25 protein-coding genes are annotated in these 22,956 nt (G+C 41.5%); 18 read left to right on the forward strand and 7 right to left on the reverse strand.

What is annotated here, in order from left to right; genetic code table 11:
* Positions 1-113 precede the first annotated feature (113 nt).
* Positions 114-1,181: a potassium channel family protein gene (locus QL989_RS16490; protein ID WP_109875670.1), complete on the forward strand. Its 1,068-nt coding sequence runs from the start codon at positions 114-116 to the stop codon at positions 1,179-1,181.
* Complete coding sequence (locus tag QL989_RS16495) at positions 1,181-1,372, forward strand: hypothetical protein (protein WP_010391937.1); 192 nt, start codon at positions 1,181-1,183, stop codon at positions 1,370-1,372. Before QL989_RS16490 ends, QL989_RS16495 begins: the two co-directional genes overlap by 1 nt.
* A 20-nt stretch (positions 1,373-1,392) precedes the next feature.
* On the opposite strand, the gene QL989_RS16500 is transcribed toward QL989_RS16495, so the two are convergent.
* Together QL989_RS16500 and QL989_RS16505 are read right to left on the reverse strand one after the other, a co-directional pair.
* Positions 1,393-2,424 (reverse strand): cytosolic protein, encoded by a 1,032-nt coding sequence (locus tag QL989_RS16500; protein ID WP_198522383.1) that lies wholly within the window; start codon positions 2,422-2,424, stop codon positions 1,393-1,395.
* A 122-nt stretch (positions 2,425-2,546) separates the two neighbouring features.
* A complete protein-coding gene (locus QL989_RS16505; protein ID WP_290171249.1) occupies positions 2,547-3,005 on the reverse strand; it encodes an EVE domain-containing protein in 459 nt (152 codons plus the stop codon).
* Positions 3,006-3,088: 83 nt separating this feature from the next.
* Between QL989_RS16505 and tesB the strand changes: the two genes are divergently transcribed.
* Positions 3,089-3,946, forward strand: coding sequence for an acyl-CoA thioesterase II (tesB, locus tag QL989_RS16510; protein ID WP_010391943.1), 858 nt, complete (start codon positions 3,089-3,091; stop codon positions 3,944-3,946).
* A gap of 47 nt (positions 3,947-3,993) precedes the next feature.
* Here the strand turns inward: tesB and plsB are convergent, their stop codons facing one another.
* Complete coding sequence (plsB, locus tag QL989_RS16515) at positions 3,994-6,432, reverse strand: glycerol-3-phosphate 1-O-acyltransferase PlsB (protein WP_290171253.1); 2,439 nt, start codon at positions 6,430-6,432, stop codon at positions 3,994-3,996.
* Positions 6,433-6,859: 427 nt separating this feature from the next.
* Between plsB and rpsJ the strand changes: the two genes are divergently transcribed.
* Genes rpsJ through rpsQ form a run of 11 tightly spaced genes read left to right on the forward strand, consistent with a single transcriptional unit; the run spans position 6,860 to position 11,826 of the window.
* Positions 6,860-7,171, forward strand: a complete 312-nt coding sequence (gene rpsJ / locus QL989_RS16520; protein ID WP_002957900.1) for a 30S ribosomal protein S10 — start codon at positions 6,860-6,862, stop codon at positions 7,169-7,171.
* A gap of 27 nt (positions 7,172-7,198) precedes the next feature.
* A complete protein-coding gene (gene rplC, locus QL989_RS16525; protein WP_138605949.1) occupies positions 7,199-7,834 on the forward strand; it encodes a 50S ribosomal protein L3 in 636 nt (211 codons plus the stop codon).
* 17 nt (positions 7,835-7,851) lie between these two features.
* On the forward strand, positions 7,852-8,457 hold the full coding sequence (gene rplD / locus QL989_RS16530) for a 50S ribosomal protein L4 (RefSeq protein WP_008108340.1): 606 nt from the start codon (positions 7,852-7,854) through the stop codon (positions 8,455-8,457).
* Positions 8,454-8,756 (forward strand): 50S ribosomal protein L23, encoded by a 303-nt coding sequence (gene rplW, locus QL989_RS16535; protein ID WP_008108343.1) that lies wholly within the window; start codon positions 8,454-8,456, stop codon positions 8,754-8,756. Before rplD ends, rplW begins: the two co-directional genes overlap by 4 nt.
* Before the next feature lie 17 nt (positions 8,757-8,773).
* Positions 8,774-9,598, forward strand: a complete 825-nt coding sequence (gene rplB / locus QL989_RS16540) for a 50S ribosomal protein L2 (protein WP_007376192.1) — start codon at positions 8,774-8,776, stop codon at positions 9,596-9,598.
* Positions 9,599-9,613: 15 nt separating this feature from the next.
* Entirely contained in the window at positions 9,614-9,892 is a 279-nt protein-coding gene (gene rpsS / locus QL989_RS16545) for a 30S ribosomal protein S19 (RefSeq protein WP_004588689.1), read from the forward strand.
* Between the two features lie 13 nt (positions 9,893-9,905).
* Positions 9,906-10,238, forward strand: coding sequence for a 50S ribosomal protein L22 (gene rplV / locus QL989_RS16550; protein ID WP_004588690.1), 333 nt, complete (start codon positions 9,906-9,908; stop codon positions 10,236-10,238).
* A gap of 12 nt (positions 10,239-10,250) precedes the next feature.
* Positions 10,251-10,952, forward strand: a complete 702-nt coding sequence (rpsC, locus tag QL989_RS16555) for a 30S ribosomal protein S3 (protein WP_008108350.1) — start codon at positions 10,251-10,253, stop codon at positions 10,950-10,952.
* Positions 10,953-10,964: 12 nt separating this feature from the next.
* Positions 10,965-11,378 (forward strand): 50S ribosomal protein L16, encoded by a 414-nt coding sequence (gene rplP, locus QL989_RS16560; protein WP_008108352.1) that lies wholly within the window; start codon positions 10,965-10,967, stop codon positions 11,376-11,378.
* Positions 11,378-11,569, forward strand: a complete 192-nt coding sequence (gene rpmC / locus QL989_RS16565) for a 50S ribosomal protein L29 (protein WP_008108355.1) — start codon at positions 11,378-11,380, stop codon at positions 11,567-11,569. The genes rplP and rpmC overlap by 1 nt, the downstream gene beginning before the upstream one ends.
* Entirely contained in the window at positions 11,569-11,826 is a 258-nt protein-coding gene (gene rpsQ / locus QL989_RS16570; RefSeq protein WP_013463780.1) for a 30S ribosomal protein S17, read from the forward strand. The genes rpmC and rpsQ overlap by 1 nt, the downstream gene beginning before the upstream one ends.
* 264 nt (positions 11,827-12,090) lie before the next feature.
* On the opposite strand, the gene QL989_RS16575 is transcribed toward rpsQ, so the two are convergent.
* The gene (locus QL989_RS16575) at positions 12,091-13,701 is read right to left on the reverse strand and encodes an endonuclease (protein ID WP_290171256.1); all 1,611 of its coding nucleotides are present in this window, start codon (positions 13,699-13,701) and stop codon (positions 12,091-12,093) included.
* 297 nt (positions 13,702-13,998) lie between these two features.
* On the opposite strand from QL989_RS16575, the gene QL989_RS16580 reads away from it, so the two are divergent.
* The 4 genes from QL989_RS16580 to QL989_RS16595 all read left to right on the forward strand — a co-directional run bounded on the left by QL989_RS16580 (position 13,999) and on the right by QL989_RS16595 (position 19,027).
* Complete coding sequence (locus QL989_RS16580) at positions 13,999-15,813, forward strand: assimilatory sulfite reductase (NADPH) flavoprotein subunit (RefSeq protein ID WP_290171257.1); 1,815 nt, start codon at positions 13,999-14,001, stop codon at positions 15,811-15,813.
* A gap of 67 nt (positions 15,814-15,880) precedes the next feature.
* Positions 15,881-17,578 carry an assimilatory sulfite reductase (NADPH) hemoprotein subunit gene (gene cysI, locus QL989_RS16585; RefSeq protein WP_290171259.1) on the forward strand — a complete coding sequence of 566 codons (1,698 nt, stop codon included), beginning with the start codon at positions 15,881-15,883 and terminating at the stop codon, positions 17,576-17,578.
* A 42-nt stretch (positions 17,579-17,620) separates the two neighbouring features.
* Positions 17,621-18,361, forward strand: a complete 741-nt coding sequence (locus QL989_RS16590; protein WP_178954591.1) for a phosphoadenylyl-sulfate reductase — start codon at positions 17,621-17,623, stop codon at positions 18,359-18,361.
* Positions 18,362-18,496: 135 nt separating this feature from the next.
* A complete protein-coding gene (locus QL989_RS16595) occupies positions 18,497-19,027 on the forward strand; it encodes a DUF4124 domain-containing protein (protein WP_178954593.1) in 531 nt (176 codons plus the stop codon).
* Here the strand turns inward: QL989_RS16595 and QL989_RS16600 are convergent.
* The 3 genes from QL989_RS16600 to QL989_RS16610 form a co-directional block, all read right to left on the reverse strand.
* Positions 19,014-19,277: a hypothetical protein gene (locus tag QL989_RS16600; protein WP_178954595.1), complete on the reverse strand. Its 264-nt coding sequence runs from the start codon at positions 19,275-19,277 to the stop codon at positions 19,014-19,016. The two genes, QL989_RS16595 and QL989_RS16600, sit on opposite strands and share 14 nt — an antisense overlap.
* A 135-nt stretch (positions 19,278-19,412) precedes the next feature.
* Positions 19,413-22,157, reverse strand: a complete 2,745-nt coding sequence (gene acnA, locus QL989_RS16605; protein ID WP_248529638.1) for an aconitate hydratase AcnA — start codon at positions 22,155-22,157, stop codon at positions 19,413-19,415.
* A gap of 200 nt (positions 22,158-22,357) precedes the next feature.
* Positions 22,358-22,786 (reverse strand): hypothetical protein, encoded by a 429-nt coding sequence (locus tag QL989_RS16610; protein WP_290171264.1) that lies wholly within the window; start codon positions 22,784-22,786, stop codon positions 22,358-22,360.
* Between the last annotated feature and the right edge of the window lie 170 nt (positions 22,787-22,956).

Below are 22,956 nucleotides of genomic sequence, written 5' to 3' on the forward strand. Positions count from 1 at the left end.
TATTCATAACGAACCGTGAATATTTCGATTACAGTAAAACGTTGCTTAAGTGTTATGATGTGCAGTATCGTGTTACCAAATGATTCAAATAATCAATCGATTAACAAACAATTATGCATCATATTTTTAAACGTATTGTTGTGCTGTTGCGCAGCCATATTGATCAGGTGAGCTGGCAGTCTGTTGTAATAGCAACGTCTTTACACATGCTACTTACTTGGTGCTTATTATTTATGGCTAATGAGCAAGCACTACTTTCGCCAGGGACCTTTTTTTACTACTACACGGTAACCACTTCAACAGTAGGGTATGGAGATTTAAGTCCATCATCTGACTTGGGCCGTTGGATTGTCGCATTAATACAAATACCCTTTGGTTTGGCTTTATTTGGTGTCTTGTTAGGTAAAACAGGGCAAACAGTAACTTACTTAATTAGGCGCGCTATGACTGGTGATAAAAACTTTGCTCACAGTAGCAATCACATTATTATTTTTGGTTGGCATAATGCTCGAACAAAAAAAATGATCGACTATATTTTGGCTGATACTAAACGTACAGACCGCCGTATTCTATTGGCGGTTACTGAACAAATAGAGCATCCATTTTTAAGTAATGAGAATGTTGATTTTGCTCGTTTGACTAGTTTTACCGATTTGGATGAATTAGAACGCGTTGCCATTCGCCATGCCGATAAAGTGATTATTGATGGCCAAGATGACGACCAAACATTTACTACTGCACTGCGTATTAGCCGTTTAGTCAAAGAAGATTGTCACATTAGTGCACACTTTTTTGATGAAACGAAAGTGGAAATGTTATTAGAGCATTGCCACAATGTAGAGTGTAGTAGCACTAAGTCAGCAGAGATTTTGGTGCGCTCCATGCAAGACCCAGGCTCAAGCCGTGTTCAAGAAGAGCTATTATCTACTTTGCATGGTGATACGCAATTTAGCCTACAAATACCTAGTGATATAAAAACCATGGAATTTGGTAAATTATTTCATCATTTTAAGTACGATCATAATGCAATATTGTTAGGTGTAGCTCATAATTTAAGTGCAAAGAATATGGATTTAAACCCACCTCTAGATTATGCAGTGAATGCGGGTGATATTCTGCATTACATCGCACAAGAGCGGGTGTTAAGTGGTGAAGTTGATTGGCTTAGCTTGGAAAAATAATGACTGAAGTTGCTTTTTTAATTATTGTTTTATGTGCTTACATTTTTCCTATCATGATAATTCTTAACAGTAAGCGTAGCCAAGGCCATGAAAAAAATGGCTGGCTAGTTGGCGCTATCTTCTTTTCGTGGATAGCGCTGATTCTTTACTTCTCGATTGTACCCAAGCAAGGGCACGCCAAGAAAAAGTAAAGCATGAGTACCTTTTTTACTTATTCTAATTGTCTCAGCTTATGCTCAACGAGCGGGTCGTCTGGCACGAGTTGTTGAGCAACTTCTAATAGCTTAATAGCATCATTTGGGCTTTCGTCTTGATGCTTAATAGCTACCTCTATTAAAGGCTGAATATCAATTTTCTCTTGGTGCTCTTTAACGTGCGCTGCTTTTTCGTCGATTAAAATAGTGTGAGCGGTACTTAATAACGCTTGGCGATGTGCCGATTTAGCGTTGGCTTTATTAAGTTTTTTATAATAATCCTCTTTTAAACGGAGTGTCTTTGTTTGCAGCCTAAATTGCGCAATGTCGATTTGCTGATCACGAATAAAATCAACCGCTACTTGTTTATAAAAGCCAAACTTATTCAAGTAAGTAGCGTGAGTGCCGTGCCCCATACCAAACACGCGTAAGTGAGTGAGCTGTTTGTAGCGTTTAGCATGTTGGCGGTCAATACGATTGGTTGGATCGTAAATAATGTAACCTTTCGCATCCCCTAAATCTAAATCATGGTAGTCATCTTGCCAGTCATATTGCTGAGCAATTTCAGTACTTGAGCGATCATCCCAAGGGGCGATAAGTTTGTTTTTGGTGCTAACAGGATGGAAAAGCAGTACTTTATCGAGTTTGAGTAACTTAGCAAATGCACCCACAGCAAAGCCGCCACGGCTAAGCCCATAGCCTAACTTAGTTTTAAAAGGAGAGAGTAAAGTTGATAGCTGCTCAATAAAAAAGATTAAATTGCGGTTACGAAACCAATTGCTTTTACCCAAATGCTGAAACGCAATAATATTAACATCTTGCTTTTGCGCTAAATGATAGCCCCAAGGGGCAAAGTCTTCATTTAGATCGCGTTCTTGTATATCGGTGCCCGCAGGAGAAAAAGTAAAAAGCAGGGGTTTATTGAGGTCAACAAAGTGATACTTTACATACACATCACCGAGTAAATCTCCACCAGAGGCTGGTAGTTTTGCTTGCCTCTCATCATCGCTGAGAGTTAACCATTCATCCAACCAATACAGTAATTTCATTTTTCCTCCAGTAAAGCAAGCCGAAGATCATAACAAATTTGGCTCCATAAGAAAATCGAGCGGTGACATGCTGCGCTGGTGGAGTACTATTTTAATGAAGAAAGTGTAGTTTTTTTAGTGGCTTATGTCGCCATATTTAAAATTTCATGCCAATCATTTTCGGTCACTGGCATGACCGATAAACGCCCGCCTTTTTTAAGTGCTATATCAGTTATAGCAGTATTTGCTTTGATCGCTTGCAGGCTTACTAAACTACTCAAATGCGCCTGATAAGTTATTTCTACCACAAACCAGCGAGGATTTTCAGTGGTTGCCTTGGCATCGTAATAGTCGCTACTTAAATCAAATTGCGTTGGATCAGGGTAAGCAGCCTTAGTAACCACACCAAGCCCTGCAACGCCAACTTGTTTGCAGCTAGAATGATAAATCATCACTAAATCACCTTGCTTTACATCATCGCGAATAAAATTACGCGCTTGGTAGTTGCGTACACCTTCCCATAGCGTTGTTTGCTGTGGCGCTTGCTTTAAGTCATCAATTGAAAAGGCGTCGGGTTCGGTTTTAAAAAGCCAAAATGCCATATTAAATTTCCTCAATCAGTGAGTTAGTATTTTTTAACTATTGTATAGTATCATTTATAAATTAGGGGATTGAGGAAGAAATAATGAGCCAAGTATTAGATGATTTATTATCGTTGTTGTCACTTGAAGAAATTGAGCAAGGTTTATATCGAGGACAAAGCCAAGATTTAGGTTTTAGGGCGGTGTTTGGCGGTCAAGTTATGGGACAAGCGCTTTCAGCAGCTAAAGAAACACTGCCCGCGGGGCGTATTGTTCATTCCTTACATTCTTATTTTTTACGCCCAGGCGACGCTGCAAAACCGATTGTGTACGATGTAGAAACTATACGTGATGGTAAAAGTTTTAGCACTCGACGTGTCAGTGCGATTCAGTACGGTAAACCTATTTTTTACATGACAGCGTCGTTTCAAGGTGAAGAGCAGGGGTTATCGCATCAAGCCACTATGCCTGATGTTCCAGCTCCTGAAGAACTGCGTTCTTCGTTAGAGTTTTATCAAGAAAATGCACAGCATATTCCTGAAGCAATCCGTAATAAGTTTATTCGTGAAATGCCGATTGAAATGCGTCCGGTGAACTTTCATAACCCCTTTAAACCTGAAGCCCTAGAACCGGTAAAACATATTTGGTTTAAAGCCAATGGCGATATGCCGGACGATCAACGTATTCATAATTACTTATTGGCGTATGCGTCTGACTTTGAGTTTTTACCAACCGCACTGCAGCCACATGGTGTGTCGTTTATGCAGCCGAATATGCAAGTTGCGACCATAGATCATGCTATGTGGTTTCATCGTCCATTTAGAATGGATGATTGGATGTTATATACCATTGATAGCCCAAGCGCGAGTTCAGGAAGAGGGCTGGTACGTGGTCAGTTTTTTGACCGCCAAGGCAATTTAGTTGCCTCGACGATTCAAGAAGGGGTAATGCGCCAGCGTTAACTCTTTGCTACCTACTATATTGGGTTAATTCAATATAGTGAAGTACGTTACTGACATTGAGCGTGGACAATGTCAGTAATTGATTGCCAAATACGTGCCGGCAACAGTGTTTGCAGTTGCTTGTAGGTCTCGCACAGCTCTTGGCTGCCTTGTAAGCCGCTATCAGATTCACTAATTAGTTTTTGTTCGCGAAGGTTAGAAATAAAACTACTCAGTACCTTTTTATCAAAAAACTCCGGCGTTTTAATGCCATGTAACGTACCCAAGCGTTGTGCCAACACATAGCTTTCACGTTCTAGTTCAGCTTTTGCAATACCTTGGCTGGTTTGAATAAAGCCAATCACAATCGCATAACGTTGCAGAGTAAAGCTCAATGCACGACCAAGCATTTCGAGTTTGGCAAAGCTATCGTTACTTTGAGTTACTTTGATATTATCACCATCAAGCTCAATTAAGCCTTGATCGCTAAAGTTAGTTAAAATGCGGGTCACATAGCTTTCATCAAGCTCTTGTAAATACCACTCTTTGGCGAATAACGGATAAAATGATTTTACCAATTGATGGCAGTGAGTAACGGTACTTTGATGCTGCTTGAATAAATGCAGAGCTACTAAGCTAGGTACTGCAAAAATATGCAAAATGTTATTACGGTAATAGTTAAATAAGGTTTTTTCCTTATCGTTTATCGCAATAATTTCACCAAACTCGTCACTGATCACATCAAACTTATTCAACTTTAAAGCGTGTTCTAGCAGTTGCTCTGGCGTTTCATCGGGTGCGGTTATTTTATTGCTGTAGCTAGCTTCACGTTGTAATCGCAAATAAAACTCAAGCTGAGCTAGCAATTTAGGTTTACTCAATGCGTGCTTATCGTTTACTAGCAGTATCATCGCCAGTAAGTTAACTGAGTTAAGTGCGGCGGCATTGTTAATTTTAACCATAACCTGATCAGCAAGATTAGCCACCTGCGGCCCTAGCCATTGTGGTTTTTGCACGTCGGTAGCATGAATTGACTCGCGCCAGTCGGGTTGGTTGTCATTCAGGTATTGGTTAATAGAAATTGGGTCACCAAAATTTAAATACCCGCGACCATAGTTTTTCAAATTTTTAATTGCTTTAAAAATACCTAATATCGACTCGCCTTTTTTATCATTACCCGCGAGCTCTTTTAAGTAGGTGTTTATTTCCATTACGTGTTCGTAACCAATATACACCGGTACAATTGATACAGGGCGGTCTATACCACGAAGCATAGCTTGCATCGTCATGGCGAGCATACCCGTTTTTGGGGGGAGTAAGCGTCCGGTTCTACTGCGGCCACCTTCGGTATAAAACTTAACCGAGTAACCCTTTATAAATAACTGGCTTAAGTATTCTTTAAATACCGCTGAGTAGAGTTTGTTACCAGCAAATGAGCGACGAATAAAAAATGCACCACTGCGGCGGAATATGCCACCTGCAGGGAAAAAGTTAAGGTTAATCCCTGCAGCAATATGCGGTGGTACAAGGCCTTGATGATAAATAGAGTAGGTTAGTAGCAAGTAATCCATATGACTACGATGACAAGGCATGTAGATTATTTCATGGCCTTTATTGGTTAGGTCATGAATTTGCTCGGTGTACTTTATGTCAATGCCATTATAAAGCTTATTCCAAAGCCACGTTAATATGCGATCAGCAACGCGAATTGTGGCATCGCTGTAATTAGCGGCGATTTCATCAAGTAGCTTTAAGGCGTTTTGTCGCGCCTGAGCTTGGCTGATGTTTTTTTCAGAAGCCTCGGTTTGAATTGCTTTTTTAATTGTGGGTGATGCCAGTAGTGAGCTAAATAACTGATCACGAGATGGGATTTTAGGCCCTGTTGCAGCCAGCTTTTGACGTTTAAAGTGAACTAGAGCTACACGCAACAGCTTATGAGGAAGTTCATTAACGTCGGCTTTTTCATTAACCAATAAAGATAAGTCGAGTGGTTGGCTAAATCGAATAAAGTTATCTCTACCTGAAAAAAGCACCACAAAAATTTTTCTAAACCAGCTGGGCGTTAGTGAGTGCGAAAGTAAAGTGCTTAGTCCGGGTTTTTCTTTACCTGGCGATCGGCCCCATAAAATAGTCACGGGCACCACTTGCACATTTTTTTGGCCACTATTTAATAAGTGCTCAACAATGTGTTTGCCTTGCGCTAATGCATTGGTAGACTTTTCTTTATCACCAAATAGCGGGGGAGGGTTTTTAATGCCGATAAAGCGATCTAACGTCTCGTCACCTAATATTTGCTGCTCGGTTGGGTCCGGTAAACCATTTCGTTTACAAACACGGGCCAGTGCCGCTAGATCAAAGCGTGAGTTTAAACGCACTATATAGAAGGTCGGGTTTTTAGGGTTTAACTCAAATTGCTCTAAAGGCTTTTCAGGCAGTACTTTGCTTTTAACAAACAAGCGGCTGATACCACCAGAGATAAGATTTAAACCATAATTTAAAATACGCATTGACTCACCATAAGAGAGTAGTTACCCAAACCAATATGGGTATATAACAGCAAAATTAGCGCATAGGATAACATAATATCTAAAAAATCCCCTGCAGATTAATCGACAAGCTATGACATTATAAAGACATCATCACTTCCATTGCGTTCACTATTAATAAACCTAGCTATTTTTTAAACGACAATAACAAAGTAATTATGTCTAAATAGTTGTTGCATTTATCACCAGTATCATTATAATACGCAGGCTTTCAAAATTCCCTCGGGAACAAGAAAGAATAAATTAAGCTTGGATTTCAAGCTAATAAACAGGAGTTCCGATTTGGAACTCAACGTAGATATAATCAAACAACCGGCATCTTAATTATTAAGATTGTTTCGGTCGTTTTTTTATGCTCTTTAAATGCTCTTTATATTGAGGTTTAAGAATGTCAAATCAACGCATTCGTATTCGCCTAAAAGCTTTTGACCACCGTTTGATTGACCAATCAACGGCGGAAATCGTGGAAACTGCGAAACGCACTGGCGCACAAGTACGTGGTCCAATTCCACTACCTACACGCTTTGAACGTTTTACTGTACTTACATCACCGCACGTTAATAAAGACGCGCGTGATCAGTACGAGATCCGCACCCATAAACGTCTGATCGACATCGTAGAACCAACAGACAAGACTGTAGACGCACTTATGCGTTTAGACCTTGCTGCTGGTGTTGATGTTCAAATCAGCCTGGGTTAATCGGAAGATTAGAGAGGTTTTAGGAAAATGGCATTAGGTCTAGTCGGTCGTAAAGTGGGTATGACACGTATCTTCACTGAAGATGGTGTATCTATCCCTGTGACAGTTATTGAAGCGACTCCTAACCGCATTGCTCAGATCAAATCTGACGCAACAGACGGTTATAACGCGCTTCAAGTAACCGCAGGCACTAAAAAAGCAAGCCGTGTAAACAAAGCAACAGCGGGTCACTTCGCTAAAGCTGGTGTTGAAGCGGGTCGCGGTCTGTGGGAATTCCGCCTAAATGGTGGTGAAGGCGATTTTGAAGTAGGCTCTGAGCTTACTGTTGAATTATTCAACGAAATCAACAAAGTTGACGTAACCGGTACTTCTAAAGGTAAAGGTTTCCAAGGTGGTGTTAAGCGCTGGAATTTCAGCATGCAAGACGCTACACATGGTAACTCTCTATCTCACCGTGCTCCTGGTTCAATCGGTCAAAACCAATCACCTGGTAAGGTGTTTAAAGGTAAGAAAATGGCCGGTCAAATGGGTAATGAGCAAGTAACAACTCAGAACCTTGAACTAGTTCGCGTTGACGCTGAGCGTAACCTGCTTTTAGTTAAAGGTGCAGTACCTGGCGCTATCGGCGGTGACGTTATCGTTAAACCAGCTGTTAAAGCATAAGTCCTGGAGATTTAGTGATGGAATTAGCAATTAAAGACGCTTCTGGCGCTCTTGAAGTTTCTGAAGCTACTTTTGGACGTGAGTTTAACGAAGCATTAGTACACCAAGTAGTTGTTGCATACGCAGCAGGTGCTCGTCAAGGTACTCGTGCTCAGAAGACACGTTCTGAAGTAAGCGGTGGTGGTAAAAAACCATGGGCTCAAAAAGGTACTGGCCGTGCACGTGCTGGTACAATCCGTAGTCCAATTTGGCGTTCAGGTGGCGTTAGCTTCGCAGCTAAACCACAAGACCACAGCCAAAAAGTAAACCGTAAAATGTACCGTGGTGCGATCAAAAGCATCTTATCTGAATTAGTTCGTCAAGAGCGTTTAATCGTTGTTGAGAGTTTTGGTCTTGAAGCACCAAAAACTAAAGAACTAGTTGCTAAGCTTAAAGAACTTGAGCTTAAAGATGTTCTTATCGTGACTGAAGAAGTAGATGAAAATCTTTTCTTATCGGCACGTAACCTGTACAAGGTTGACACACGTGATGTAGCTGGTATCGATCCTGTAAGCTTAATTGCTTTCGATAAGGTACTAATTACAGCTGCTGCTGTTAAGCAACTTGAGGAGGCGCTAGCATGATCCGTGAAGAACGTCTTTTAAAAGTGATCCTTGCTCCACACATCTCTGAAAAAAGCACAATCGCTGCTGAAGAAAACAATACTATTGTTTTTAAAGTAGCAAATGACGCAACTAAAGCTGAAGTTAAAGCGGCAGTTGAGAAGCTTTTTGAAGTAGAAGTAACTGGTGTTCGCACACTTAACGTTAAGGGTAAAACAAAACGTACTGGCATGCGTTTCGGTCGTCGTAGCGACTGGAAGAAAGCTTACGTTACTCTTAAAGAAGGTAGCGAGCTGGACTTTGTCGGCGGCGCCGAGTAATAAGGGGAGTTAGAATTATGGCACTTCAAAAGTGTAAGCCAACTTCTGCGGGTCGTCGTCACCTAGTTAAAGTGGTTAACCCAGATTTACATAAGGGTAAACCTTACGCACCACTATTAGAGAAAAACTCTAAATCAGGTGGTCGTAATAACAATGGTCGTATTACGGTTCGTCATATCGGTGGTGGTCATAAGCAGCATTACCGTTTAATCGATTTTAAACGTACTAAAGATGGCATTCCAGCCACAGTTGAGCGTTTAGAATATGATCCAAATCGTAGCGCAAACATCGCTCTTGTATTATATGCAGACGGTGAGCGTCGTTACATTATCGCACCTAAAGGCTTAAAAGCTGGCGATGCAATCCAGTCTGGTGTTGATGCACCAATCAAACCTGGTAATGCATTACCAATGCGTAATATGCCTGTAGGTTCGACTGTTCACAACGTAGAATTAAAACCAGGTAAAGGTGCTCAAATCGCACGTTCTGCTGGTGCATACGTTCAAATCCTTGCTCGTGATGGTCAATATGTAACATTACGTCTTCGTTCAGGCGAAGTTCGTAAAGTTGAGTCTGATTGTCGTGCTACGCTAGGTGAAGTAGGCAATGCTGAGCATATGCTTCGTTCACTTGGTAAAGCAGGTGCAAATCGCTGGCGTGGTATTCGTCCGACAGTTCGTGGTGTTGCCATGAACCCGGTTGATCACCCACACGGTGGTGGTGAAGGTCGTACATCTGGTGGTCGTCATCCTGTGTCTCCATGGGGTAAACCGACTAAAGGTGCTAAGACGCGTAAGAACAAGCGTACGGATAAATTTATAGTACGTCGTCGTACTAAGTAATATTGAGGAATAGCCATGCCACGCTCTCTCAAGAAGGGTCCTTTTATAGACCTACACTTGCTGAAGAAGGTAGAGAAAGCTTTGGAAAGCGGTGAAAAGAAGCCAATTAAAACTTGGAGCCGTCGTTCAATGATCATACCTAACATGATCGGATTGACCATTGCTGTCCATAATGGTCGCCAGCATGTACCAGTTTTCGTTTCTGACGAAATGATCGGTCACAAACTAGGTGAATTTGCACCAACTCGCACTTACCGTGGCCATGCTGCGGATAAGAAAGCGAAGAAACGTTAAGAGGGGAAGATAAATGCAAGCATTAGCTAAACATAAATTCGCCTCTGGTTCGGCGCAAAAAGCACGTCTAGTTGCAGATCAGATCCGCGGGTTACCTGTCGATCGCGCACTAGAAATCCTGGCGTACAGCCCGAAAAAAGCGGCTGTATTAGTTAAGAAAGTACTTGAGTCTGCTATTGCTAACGCAGAGCATAACGAAGGTGCTGACATTGATGAGCTACGTGTAACAACGATCTTTGTGGACGATGGTCCAACAATGAAACGTATTATGCCACGTGCTAAAGGACGCGCAGACCGCATCCTTAAGCGTACAAGCCACATCACTGTTGTGGTTTCAGATAGCTAGGAGATATAAGTAATGGGACAAAAAGTTCATCCTACTGGTATTCGCCTAGGTATATCTAAACCTTGGGTTTCTACCTGGTACGCGAATTCAAAAGATTTCTCTGCACAGCTTTTTGGCGATCACAAAGTACGTACATTCCTTACTAAGGAATTGAAAGCGGCTTCTGTGTCTAAAATCGTTATTGAGCGTCCAGCAAAATCTATCCGAGTAACTATTCACACGGCTCGTCCGGGTGTTGTTATCGGTAAAAAAGGCGAAGACGTAGAAAAATTACGTCAAGCGGTAACTAAAATCGCTGGTGTACCTGCTCAGATTAATATTTCTGAAGTACGTAAACCAGAACTAGATGCACAACTAGTAGCAGACGGCATTGCCTCTCAGCTAGAGCGTCGTGTTATGTTCCGTCGCGCTATGAAGCGTTCGGTACAAAATGCAATGCGCATCGGTTCTAAAGGGATTAAAGTTGAAGTTAGCGGTCGTCTTGGCGGCGCAGAAATCGCACGTTCAGAATGGTATCGTGAAGGTCGTGTACCTCTACATACTCTTCGTGCTGATATCGACTACGCAACTTCTGAAGCCTTAACCACTTACGGTATCATTGGTGTTAAAGTTTGGATCTTCAAAGGCGAAGTTATTGGTGGTTTACCACTAGTACAAGAGCAAGAGAAGCCAGCTAAACGCGCACCAAAGAAAGCCAAAAAAAGTGCTAAGTAGAGGTAGCGAGTAATGTTACAGCCAAAACGTACAAAATTCCGTAAAATGCATAAAGGCCGCAACCGTGGTCTAGCGCAAAACGGTAACAAAGTAAGCTTCGGTACTTTCGGTTTGAAAGCTACTGGTCGTGGCCGCATGACTGCTCGTCAAATCGAAGCAGCTCGTCGTGCTATGACACGTCACGTGAAACGTCAAGGTAAAATCTGGATCCGTGTCTTCCCTGACAAGCCGATCACAGAAAAGCCTCTTGAAGTTCGTATGGGTAAAGGTAAAGGTTCTGTTGAATATTGGGTTGCTGAAATTCAGCCTGGTAAAGTACTTTACGAAATGGAAGGTGTTTCAGAAGAGCTTGCTCGTGAAGCGTTTAACCTTGCTGCTCGTAAGCTGCCATTCAAAACAACTTTCGTAACTCGGACGGTAATGTGATGAAAGCAAACGAACTAAAAGATAAAAGCGTAGAAGAGCTTAATGCTGAACTTCTAGGTCTTCTTCGTGAGCAGTTTAACCTGCGCATGCAAGCAAGCACTGGTCAGCTAGCTCAGACACACACGCTAAGAACAGTACGTCGCGATATCGCGCGTGTAAAAACAATTATTAACCAGAAGGCAGGTCAATAATGAGCGATAAAATTCGTACTCTTCAAGGCCGTGTAATCAGCGACAAGATGGAAAAATCTTTCACTGTTGCTATCGCACGTTACGTGAAGCACCCAATCTATGGGAAATTCATCAAACGTACGACTAAGTTACACGTACATGACGAAAATAACACTGCAAAAGCGGGTGACGTAGTTACTATCCGTGAATGTGCACCAATTTCTAAGAACAAATCTTGGACTTTGGTAGATGTTGTTGAACGTCCAAAACAAGCTTAATTTTTAATTAAGTCTGTTTTTATAAGAAACCCCAGCTTTTGCTGGGGTTTTTTTTTGCGTTTAAAAAAGCGATAAGTTTAAAGTTTTACGTCGACGCTCGCAGTGGGCTTACTAGCCGTAACTTAGACCTAAACCCGAGGGTAAAGAAGTAATCTAAATAAAAAAGCCTTTGCGAATGCAAAGGCATATGCTTTTCTGCGAAGCCCAAAGCCCAAAGCCCAAAGCCCAAAGCCCAAAGCCCAAAGCCCAAAGCCCGAAGACTGTTTACCAAATCATCTCTACAAATTCAGGATGATCGATATACGGGTTACGATTTCCCTGAAATTCAAACGCTGCTTGGTTGCGGTCTAATTCCATTTGGCTAACAGGGTCGTTGTTATGCCACTTTAACAGCATGGCCACAACCCAGCTTTCAAATACTTGGGTACTGGTGCCATTGAGCACGTCATTACTAGCTGTAGTATTATTTTGCCAAGAACCAATCACATTTTCGTAGCGGGTTGCCATGTAAAAATAAGCACGAGCAAAGTCACCTTTAAATTCATCAATAGGTTCAAACACAGTACCGTTGTAATTAATCGTATTACTTGCAGAGCCTAATTTACTGCCGTTGGTTGAGGTAAACGAAGCGCTTGCTACTTCACCGAATGGGAAGTTGCTTCGTTTTGAATTTACATAACCGTCAGTGGCGTAAATATGATGAACATCAGAGTTCATCGGTTCAACTTTTCCACCAAACCAACTTTTAGGGAACGAATGCTCTCGGTTGTAGCAATCTGCCTCACCACTGTAAGTGCCACATTGATCGCTAACAGCTGTGTATGTGTAGCTATCAGAGCCATTGGGCTTCTCGCTGTACATATCTAAAATACTATTATCGTTTTCATAGTATTTATCACGCGCCGATGCGTCGTAAAAATTCCAAATAGCGGAATACCCCTGAGCATTATGATTATTAATAATGTTATAAAGCTCAGTTTTTAGCGTGTAACCAGACAAGCCTTGAGTTGTCACATAGTAGCCTGTTGGCGTCGGTGTTGGCTCAGTGCTTCCTAATGAGAAAGCGGTAGCTTCGGTTGTTTGAAAACTAGCTCCACTGGCGAGCAATGTGCTTTCATTATTCAAGGCGTAGCTACCACTGCCATATGAACAGCAAATACCATCGCCATAGCTGTCATTAATAGTAAATGTATACTCACCATCGGCTACGCATAATTGTTCAGTATATTGGGTGTTTGCAGCATACCCACTTCCGCTTGCAACGACACCGGTTTGGTTGTGCGCTATTTGCCAGCTGGTTTCTTCGCCGTAGTTATCTGTGGTTAGGCTAAAAGTAAGGCCGTTATCTGCGCAGCTTGGAGAGCCACTGCTGTCATTATTAGGCAAGAAGTTATCAACATAAACTAACTCGCTACCATCAAATCCCGTTGTATCATAAAAGCGTAAGCCGACATCTATGGTTTTATTACTATCAGCTGTGTAGCTGTAAGTTATACTCTGCCATTGGTTGGTTTGTGCCGGATTTGAATAGCCTTGATAACCATCTATCAACAAACGCGCCTTAAGATGGCCTTCGGTATGATACACATCTACTGAGAACTCATAAGTTTTACCCATTTCAACAGCGACTTGCTGCAAAAAATCAGTATTGCTTTGTGTGCCTGTATTAACGCTAATCGCTGCTGCTTGTGAGCCTGTGCTTACGACTGTGCTGTTGGCAGATACGTTAATACCGCTATCAATCACTGTCCACGCTTCTGGGGTGTTGCCACTGTATTGTTCAAAGTTGCCATTAACCACATTAGCCATCGCGGGTAATGAGGATAATAACAAGGTGCTCAAAAGTAATTTGTTTTTATATATACCGTGTAACATAGGTGTTCCTATTTATATTTTTGCGTAATATACCTTAGAACATTAAAGTTACAAAATTGTTAAATTAAAATTTCATAAAAGGCAATAAAACCCTTTTAGGCCTATTTCGTAGGTTTTTAGATAACTTAATAACTAAATGGAATATCAAAGCAGATTCTATTCTTTTTTTATCTATGCTTAGGCGGCTATCCTGCATACTCAATTAACCTCAACAGAACTTTCTGAGTGAGGTGGCACTCATTTTAAACAATGTGAACAAGCATTGTGTTTAACGTTCAGGGTTATGAGGAAAAATTCATGTTGTTAGGTCAACTCAATGCGCTAGCAAGTCCGCTTTCGCAAGAGCAAGTACAAAAGCTACAAGGTTTAGTGGCTGAGCTTAATCCAATTCAGCAAGCCTGGGTTAGCGGCTACTTAGCTGCTAATGCTAATTCTGCAGTGCTTGGCGCGCCAGCTTCAGGTGCACCTGCAACCTCGGAGGCGGCAGCACTGACCATTTTATATGGTTCACAAACAGGTAATGCTAAAGCGGTTGCGACTAAACTTAAAGAGCAAGCTGAGTCTCGCGGCTTAGCAACAAAGCTGGTTAGGATGTCAGATTACAAACCGACTGCCCTGAAAAAAGAAAAGTTTCTAACCGTGGTTGTATCGACTTACGGCGAGGGTGAGCCACCAGAAGACGCTGAAACACTGTATGAATTTTTAATTACTAAAAAAGCGCCAAAGCTTGATGGTGTCAAAGTTGCAGTATTAGGCTTAGGTGATTCTAGCTATGAATTTTTCTGCCAAACCGCTAAAGACTTTGAAGAGCGTTTAACTAAATTAGGTGCGGAGGTTATTCATCAACGTGCCGACCTAGACGTTGATTATGATGACGAAGCAGCCACTTGGATTGAGGGCGCATTAAATGCGTTTGAACCAGATTTAAAAGCCCAGCAAGATGCAACTAGCGGTCAAGTTGTATCAATGCCATTTGGCGCTCCTGTAGCAGTGGCTAGTCAGTACACAAAGCAAAATCCGTTTGCGGCAGAGCTAAGCTTAGTGCAAAAAATTACCGGTCGTGATTCAACCAAAGATGTACGCCATGTTGAAATTTCACTAGAAGGGTCAGACATTACGTATACACCTGGTGATTCACTCGGCATTTACTTTTTAAATGATGAAGCCCGTGTAGATGAGCTACTAGCGCAAACACAAATTGATCCAACTAGCCGCGTTAAACTTGGCGATGAAGAACTCAGCGTACGTGATGCCTTAATTGAAAAACTAGAGCTAACACAATCCTACCCTGGGTTTGTTGAAAAGTACGCCACGGCTACAGGCACGCCTGAGCTGCTTAAACTAGTAGAAGATAAAGGCGCAATGCGCGAATACATTGAGCCTCGTCAAATCTTTGATGTGGTTGCACAAAACCCAGCTAAATTAGAAGCGCAAACACTAGTTGATTGCCTGCGTAAATTACAAGCACGTTTATATTCAATTGCCTCTAGCCAAGCTGAGGTTGAAGATGAGGTGCACTTAACTATTGCATTAGTTGAGTTTGAAGCGTTTGGCACAGAGCACTTAGGTGGTTGTTCAGGGTACTTAGCACGCCGCGCAGAAGAAGGCTGTAAAGTAAAAGTGTTCAGTGAATATAACGATAACTTCCGCTTACCAGTAAGTGATGACACACCAATTATTATGGTTGGTCCAGGTACTGGTATTGCGCCATTTCGCGCCTTTTTACAAGAACGTGATGCACGAGAAGCAACAGGTAAAAACTGGCTGTTTTTTGGTAACCCACACTTTACTCAAGACTTCTTGTACCAAGTAGAAATTCAAGGATACTTAAAGTCAGGTTTACTAAGTAAGATTGATGTAGCGTTTAGCCGTGACCAAGCAGAAAAAGTTTATGTACAAGACAAGTTACGTAAAAACTCAAAAGAAGTATTTGATTGGTTAGAAGCGGGCGCTCATTTTTATGTGTGTGGCGACGCTAACCGCATGGCAAAAGATGTACACAATGCCTTAGTTGATATTATTAGCGAAAACACCGGTAAAAGCTATGAAGACGCAGAGCAGTACTTAAAAGACTTAAGAAGCGCAAATCGCTATCAGAAAGACGTGTACTAAGTACACATTGTTTACTTTATAAAAAGTAACGCTAACAGCCGTCACTGTAACAAATTTAGGATTAAACATGAGCGAACAAGATAAAAACGTAAAGCTTTCTGATAACGAGCGTTTGAAAAGAGAAAGCAACTTTTTACGTGGCACTATAGAGCAAGATTTAAAAGACGAGATCACCGGTGGTTTTACCGCCGATAATTTCCAGTTAATTCGTTTTCACGGCATGTATCAACAAGATGATCGCGATATCCGTCCTGAACGTGCTAAACAAAAGCTAGAGCCATTGCATAATGTGATGTTACGCGCACGTATGCCTGGCGGTATTATTAAGCCAGAGCAATGGCTTGCAATTGATAAATTTGCTGGTGATAAAACCAGTTATGGCAGTATTCGTTTAACTACTCGCCAAACATTTCAGTTTCATGGTGTATTAAAACCTGAAATTAAAGGTATGCACCAATTGCTTAATAGTGTTGGAATTGATTCTATTGCCACTGCCGGTGATGTTAACCGTAATGTGTTATGTACTACCAATCCGGTTGAGTCTGAGTTACATCAAGAGGCCTACGAGTGGGCGGCAAAAATTTCTGAACACTTATTACCTAAAACGAAGGCATACGCTGAAATTTGGCTTAATGGCGAAAAATCTGAAACTACAGAAGAGCCTATTTTAGGTTCAACGTATTTACCGCGTAAGTTTAAAACTACAGTGACGATCCCACCTAATAATGAAGTGGACGTACATGCTAACGATTTAAACTTTGTGGCGATTGCTGAGGATGGCAAACTCGTTGGTTTTAACGTGCTAGTAGGCGGCGGTTTGGCGATGACTCATGGCGATACAGCAACCTACCCACGTAAAGCGGACGACTTTGGCTTTATTAGCCTAGAAGATACGTTAAAAATTGCTGAGCACGTAGTATCTGTTCAGCGTGATTGGGGCAACCGCTCAAATCGTAAAAATGCAAAAACTAAATATACCCTTGATCGTGTTGGTACTGATGTATTTAAAGCCGAAGTTGAAAAACGTGCGGGTGTGAGCTTTGCACCAAGCCGCCCTTATGAGTTTACTCACCGAGGGGATCGTATTGGTTGGGTAGAAGGCATTGATGGTAAGTACCACTTAACCTTATTTATTCAAAGCGGTCGTATTTTAGACTACCCAGATAAGCCGCTTAAAACAGGGTGTCGCAAAATTGCAGAAATTCATCAAGGTGATTTTCGCATGACGGCAAATCAAAACTTAATTATTGCCGGTGTACCGGCCGATCAAAAAGCAGTAATTGAAGAAATAGCCCGCAATCATGGTTTGATTGACGATAAGGACACTGAGCAACGCAAAAATTCAATGGCATGTGTGGCATTACCAACCTGCCCATTAGCTATGGCCGAAGCTGAACGTTATTTACCGAGCCTAATTGAAAAAATAGAGGACTTATTAGCCAAGCACGGGGTACCAAATGACAGCATTATTATGCGTGTAGTTGGTTGTCCGAATGGCTGTGGTCGTGCCATGCTAGCAGAAGCAGGCTTGGTCGGCAAAGGTCCAGGTAAGTACAACGTTTACTTAGGTGGTAACACTGAGGGCACACGTATACCAAAGCTTTATCTTGAAAACGTTGGCGAAGAGGTTTACTTAGAAGCATTCGATAAACTCATTGGGCAATGGGTTAGTGAGCGTAATGATGGCGAATGTTTTGGTGATTTTGTTATTCGCAAAGGTATTGTTACAGAAGTAAAAGTATCCGTTACCGATTTTTACGCATAATTTAAAAGCAGCGCAAAGCGCTGGTGAGGTTTAAAGTTGACCATGAGTGAATTTAAAAACATATTACAGCTAGATAAGCAAAGCCAACAGGCTATGTTAGCTGATGCGAACGGTTTGCTGGCTGACATGAGCGCAGAGCAGCGCGTTGCATGGGCACTTGAAAATTTGCCTGACACTGCGTTTTTATCATCGAGCTTTGGTATTCAGGCTGCAGTTATGTTGCATTTAATGACTGCACAGCGCCCAGATATACCTGTGGTATTAACTGATACAGGCTACTTATTTCCAGAAACCTATCAGTTTATAGAGCAAATGACTTCGCAGTTATCACTTAACCTAAAAGTGTATAAAGCGCAGCTGAGCCCTGCATGGCAAGAGGCTAAATTTGGAAAATTATGGGAGCTAGGTGAGGCAGGTATTAAGCAATACAACCAGCTTAATAAAGTAGAGCCAATGACACGCGCTTTAAAGGAGCTAAATGCGAGCACTTGGTTTAGTGGCCTACGTCGAGATCAATCCTCAAGCCGTGCTGAAAAGCAAGTACTAGAAATAAGCCGAGGTACGGTAAAAGTATATCCCATTATTGAATGGAATAATCGCGATGTATATCAATATCTAACAAAGCACAATTTGCCATACCACCCATTATGGGAGCAGGGTTATGTGTCGATGGGGGATATACATACCACGCGTAAATTAGAGCCCGGCATGAGTGAAGAGGAAACCCGCTTTTTTGGCTTAAACCGTGAGTGTGGCTTACATATAGATGGAGATGGTATTTAATTATATTATTATTCAAAGCTATAAAATCAAAAAAACGCAGCCTTTGCTGCGTTTTTTGTTGTTTAATATTTGCTGAATTGGTTCTTTTTTATTATATTGGTTGTGATGATGGATTAAACACACAGCAGGAACGCTATGAAATACTTCACCTATTTAGCAATGTCAGTGATGATATTAGCTGTAGTCTTATTATTTTTTATAAAAAAGCCAAATGGCCAGCCTTGGTTAAGTACCTCTGTTATTCACAGTGAATCAGCAGAGATTAAAAATGAAATGATAGCGCTTTCATCTAGCGCGTTAGATAGTATTACCTCAGCAATTACCACAGCGGGTGAAAAAATCACTGGGGCTACCTTTGAGACAGAAACTCCTAAGCCAATTTATAAATGGCAAGACGAGCAAGGACAATGGCATTTCTCAGATGTACCAAACAAGAATGGTAAAAGCGAAGTGGTAAAGCTTAACCCCGCCGATATTAATGTCGTGGTTGCAGAAGATACCGCCATTTTGAGTGGCAGTGCTAAATCAGCAGTAAAGCCTTTTCCTCAGCGAGCACCAGCGATATACAACAGTGAATCAATTAATAAGCTGTTTGAAGATGCTGAAAAAGCTAAAAAGAGAATAGAGCAACGCAGTAAAGAGGTCGAAAGTTTTAGCGGCTTTTAATTTTGAGGTGTTTTTGCTGTGTCTTCAAATAACGCTTTTCTGCTTCCATTAATAATATAGTTAAGTATATTTTTGTGGGCAACGATAAAAGTACGCCAATTGCAATACAGGCAGCTGCAGTAATAATACCTTTAATGCCGAACTGGTTGGTAAAGTAGCTCGATACAATTAAACCATGGCCTGTCACTATTAAGCACAATCCAAGCAAAATCGATGTTTTAAGTAGCCTTATTATTACAATTGAAGACATAGCGACCTCTGCGCAGCGTGTCTTCTTAGTGTATGTAATCTTTATAAAGCGGCATTGATTTAGCGCAAGCATCCATTAATAATATAAAAAAGCCCAGCTCATTACTGAGCCGGGCTGCATTTTCGTTTTAAGTTGTTAGTCGAGCATATTGCGCAGTACGTACTGTAAAATACCGCCATGTTTGTAGTAATCCCACTCTTTCGGAGTATCAATACGCACATCGGCACTAAAGCTAACTTGTTTACCTTCACTGTTAGTCGCAATCACACTGACTTCGTCGGTTTTATCGTATAACCCTTGAATATCAAATTGCTCTTGCCCAGTTAAGCCTAGTGATTCATGGCTTTCACCTTCTTTAAATTGTAAAGGAAGCACGCCCATACCAATTAAATTAGAGCGGTGAATACGCTCATAGCTTTGTGCTATCACAGCTTTAATACCGAGTAATAATGACCCTTTTGCAGCCCAATCTCGCGAAGAGCCAGTTCCATACTCTTTACCTGCTAGAACCACTAGTGGTGTTCCACTTTCTTGATATGCCATTGCCGCGTCATAAATACTTTCTAGCTTATCATCAGGTTGAGTGCGGGTAACACCGCCCTCGGTACCTGGAGCTAGTAAGTTTTTAAGGCGCACATTAGCGAACGTACCGCGCATCATTACTTCGTGATTACCACGTCGTGAACCATAAGAGTTAAATTGCGCTTTTTCAACCCCATTTTCTTGTAGGTAAAGCCCTGCGGGTGCCTCTGCCTTAATTGCACCTGCTGGTGAAATATGATCGGTAGTCACCGAGTCACCCAGTTTAGCTAAACAACGCGCACCCTCAATAGTTGGAATACCTGGTGGTTCAACACTCATACCATCAAAGAAGGGGGCTTTTTTAATATAAGTCGAAGCACTGTCCCAATCGTAAAGTTTACCATCAGGTATTTGAATTTTTTGCCAGCGACTGTCGCCATCGTAAACATTGGCGTAGCTTTTTTCGAACATCTCTTTAGTTACCGTACTTTTTACTAGTTCACTTACTTCTTTAACGCTCGGCCAAATATTTTTAAGGTAAATATCGTTACCATGCTTATCTTGCGCGAGTGGCTCGTTGTAAACATCAATATCGGTTCTACCCGCTATGGCATAGGCAACCACTAAAGGAGGCGACGCTAAAAAGTTCATTTTAACATCTTGATGTATGCGCCCTTCAAAGTTACGGTTACCCGATAAAATTGAGCTTACAACTAATTTGTGTTTTTGAATCGCCTCACTAATTTCATCGGCAAGTGGGCCTGAATTACCAATACATGTGGTACAGCCATAACCAACTAAATTAAAGCCAAGCGCATCCAAGTCATCCATCAACCCTGCTTTTTCAAGGTAATCGGTGACCACCTGAGAACCTGGCGCAAGTGAGGTTTTAACCCAAGGTTTTACATTAATACCTAACTGACGTGCTTTTTGAGCTACTAAACCGGCAGCTAAAATAACACTGGGGTTAGATGTGTTTGTACAGCTAGTAATTGCAGCAATAACACAGGCACCATCATTTAACTCAAATTCTTCTCCATTAAAGTTTACTTTTGCTGCGCCCATAAACTGCGCTTCATCGGTAGGCTCATCAGGGTTGGTAGTAGGGCCTTCGCTTTCAATACGCGCTTGCTCTTCATCGCTTTTATCACGACGTGCCATACGCTCGTCTTGAAAGTCTTTTAAGTGCTGACCAATAACCTTGCCGGCTTTATCCAAAGTAATTCTATCTTGCGGGCGTTTGGGGCCTGCTAGGCTTGGCACAACATCATCTAAAGTTAGTTCAAGCTTATCGGTATAATGTGCTTCGTCGCCATCGTTACGCCATAAGCCTTGGTGTTTAGCGTAATCTTCAATTAGTTTAAGCTGCTTCTCATCGCGATTAGTTAAGCGTAAGTAATTAATCGTTTCCTCATCAATAGGGAAAATACCACAGGTTGCGCCATACTCTGGCGCCATATTAGCGATAGTTGCTCTATCGGCAAGTGGTAAGTCGGCAAGGCCGTCACCATAAAACTCAACAAACTTACCTACCACACCGTGGTTACGCAGCATTTCAGTAACAGTAAGTACTAAATCGGTTGCTGTAGTGCCCTCAGGTAAGCGACCATTTAATTTAACACCCACAACCTGTGGAATAAGCAAGCTAATAGGTTGGCCAAGCATGGCGGCTTCGGCTTCAATGCCGCCTACACCCCAGCCAAGTACGCCTAAACCATTAATCATCGTTGTATGAGAATCTGTACCGACTAGTGTATCTGGGTAGGCTAACGATTTGCCGTTTTTTGTATCATTAAATACTACGCGGGCTAAATACTCTAAATTCACTTGGTGAACTATACCGGTTGCAGGTGGTACAACTTTTAAGTTATCAAATGCGGTTTGTCCCCAACGCAAAAATTCGTAACGCTCTTTGTTTCGCTCATATTCTAATTTTGAGTTTAAGTCGAATGAACCATCTTTACCGTAACCATCCACTTGCACCGAGTGATCGATTACCAGCTCAGCAGGAGAAAGTGGGTTTATTTTTGCAGGATCACCACCGAGTTTTTCCATCGCATCACGCATGGCAGCTAAATCAACAATTGCAGGGACACCAGTGAAATCTTGCATTACTACGCGGGCTGGAGTGAAAGCTACCTCGGCAGAGGGCTTCGCTTTTGGATCCCAATCTAATAAGGCCTGAATATCTTGTTCTTTAATATTCACACCATCTTCGTTACGTAGTAAGTTTTCTAGCAATACTTTTAACGAGAAAGGCAGGCGTTTGGCTTTATCGCCAAGTCCCATGAGCGAGTTGATATGATACTGCTCGCCATTGATAGTGAGCTGTTGTTGGGTGTCGAAACTATTTTTCATTATTTGTCCCTTCAATAAATTAGATTAATATTCTTGTAAAAGTGACCTCTGTAGTGATTTGCAAAGTGTGTACCATGATAAAAAATACCATATTGTATAATTTATTTTGGTCGTTATTTGAATAGAGATGAAGGCCAAAAGTTAAAATTCAAGGGATACTCTGAGTAATAATTGGCCACAAAACTAAACTCAAAAAAGTGCTATTTAAAGTAGTCCTGTTGTTTTAAATGGAAACTTAAATACACCAATGCAATCGCGATTATGGTGACTGCAATAGGCATAAAAATAGCACTAATACCAAACAAGTTGATGCTATTAATAATCATAAAATTATAGTATTGCTGAGCTAAAACCGCTGCCAAAGAGATTATTAATGTTAATCTGGCCAGTGACTTTTTGAATAACAAAAGTACGCATCCTAATGCGCCGCCAAATACCGCAATAGCAAACGCTAAAGTAGCCCATAAAGGTTGGCTGTTATAAGCAAGTTGTTGTTCTTCAGGTAGTTTACTTATCATCTCTGGAGAGAGAAACAGCTGCATGATAAATGCAAGAATACCTAATATGTTCCATAATAAGGCGGTAATAAGTACGGGTTTTATCCAGCGGTTTGAGGTGTTTTCTGACATGTAAGCATCTATTTTTTATTATTGATATTCTATTAAAGAATAAAAAAGCCAGTGATGCAAACTGGCTTTTAATAACACATATAACTTAAGTAAATTAGGGTCTGTTGACCTTTGCGGATTAAAATTTGTTCAAACTAGGGGCGGTTTAATCGCGGCGCGAGGTTTGTAAC

The organism is Pseudoalteromonas sp. APC 3224 (genome assembly GCF_030407535.1).
Classification (GTDB): domain Bacteria; phylum Pseudomonadota; class Gammaproteobacteria; order Enterobacterales; family Alteromonadaceae; genus Pseudoalteromonas.

Coding starts and splice junctions, on each gene's coding strand:
- QL989_RS16490 (WP_109875670.1), top strand. CDS start 114: ATGCATCATATTTTTAAACGTATTGTTGTGCTGTTGCGCAGCCATATT.
- QL989_RS16495 (WP_010391937.1), top strand. CDS start 1,181: ATGACTGAAGTTGCTTTTTTAATTATTGTTTTATGTGCTTACATTTTT.
- QL989_RS16500 (WP_198522383.1), bottom strand. CDS start 2,424: ATGAAATTACTGTATTGGTTGGATGAATGGTTAACTCTCAGCGATGAT.
- QL989_RS16505 (WP_290171249.1), bottom strand. CDS start 3,005: ATGGCATTTTGGCTTTTTAAAACCGAACCCGACGCCTTTTCAATTGAT.
- tesB (WP_010391943.1), top strand. CDS start 3,089: ATGAGCCAAGTATTAGATGATTTATTATCGTTGTTGTCACTTGAAGAA.
- plsB (WP_290171253.1), bottom strand. CDS start 6,432: ATGCGTATTTTAAATTATGGTTTAAATCTTATCTCTGGTGGTATCAGC.
- rpsJ (WP_002957900.1), top strand. CDS start 6,860: ATGTCAAATCAACGCATTCGTATTCGCCTAAAAGCTTTTGACCACCGT.
- rplC (WP_138605949.1), top strand. CDS start 7,199: ATGGCATTAGGTCTAGTCGGTCGTAAAGTGGGTATGACACGTATCTTC.
- rplD (WP_008108340.1), top strand. CDS start 7,852: ATGGAATTAGCAATTAAAGACGCTTCTGGCGCTCTTGAAGTTTCTGAA.
- rplW (WP_008108343.1), top strand. CDS start 8,454: ATGATCCGTGAAGAACGTCTTTTAAAAGTGATCCTTGCTCCACACATC.
- rplB (WP_007376192.1), top strand. CDS start 8,774: ATGGCACTTCAAAAGTGTAAGCCAACTTCTGCGGGTCGTCGTCACCTA.
- rpsS (WP_004588689.1), top strand. CDS start 9,614: ATGCCACGCTCTCTCAAGAAGGGTCCTTTTATAGACCTACACTTGCTG.
- rplV (WP_004588690.1), top strand. CDS start 9,906: ATGCAAGCATTAGCTAAACATAAATTCGCCTCTGGTTCGGCGCAAAAA.
- rpsC (WP_008108350.1), top strand. CDS start 10,251: ATGGGACAAAAAGTTCATCCTACTGGTATTCGCCTAGGTATATCTAAA.
- rplP (WP_008108352.1), top strand. CDS start 10,965: ATGTTACAGCCAAAACGTACAAAATTCCGTAAAATGCATAAAGGCCGC.
- rpmC (WP_008108355.1), top strand. CDS start 11,378: ATGAAAGCAAACGAACTAAAAGATAAAAGCGTAGAAGAGCTTAATGCT.
- rpsQ (WP_013463780.1), top strand. CDS start 11,569: ATGAGCGATAAAATTCGTACTCTTCAAGGCCGTGTAATCAGCGACAAG.
- QL989_RS16575 (WP_290171256.1), bottom strand. CDS start 13,701: ATGTTACACGGTATATATAAAAACAAATTACTTTTGAGCACCTTGTTA.
- QL989_RS16580 (WP_290171257.1), top strand. CDS start 13,999: ATGTTGTTAGGTCAACTCAATGCGCTAGCAAGTCCGCTTTCGCAAGAG.
- cysI (WP_290171259.1), top strand. CDS start 15,881: ATGAGCGAACAAGATAAAAACGTAAAGCTTTCTGATAACGAGCGTTTG.
- QL989_RS16590 (WP_178954591.1), top strand. CDS start 17,621: ATGAGTGAATTTAAAAACATATTACAGCTAGATAAGCAAAGCCAACAG.
- QL989_RS16595 (WP_178954593.1), top strand. CDS start 18,497: ATGAAATACTTCACCTATTTAGCAATGTCAGTGATGATATTAGCTGTA.
- QL989_RS16600 (WP_178954595.1), bottom strand. CDS start 19,277: ATGTCTTCAATTGTAATAATAAGGCTACTTAAAACATCGATTTTGCTT.
- acnA (WP_248529638.1), bottom strand. CDS start 22,157: ATGAAAAATAGTTTCGACACCCAACAACAGCTCACTATCAATGGCGAG.
- QL989_RS16610 (WP_290171264.1), bottom strand. CDS start 22,786: ATGTCAGAAAACACCTCAAACCGCTGGATAAAACCCGTACTTATTACC.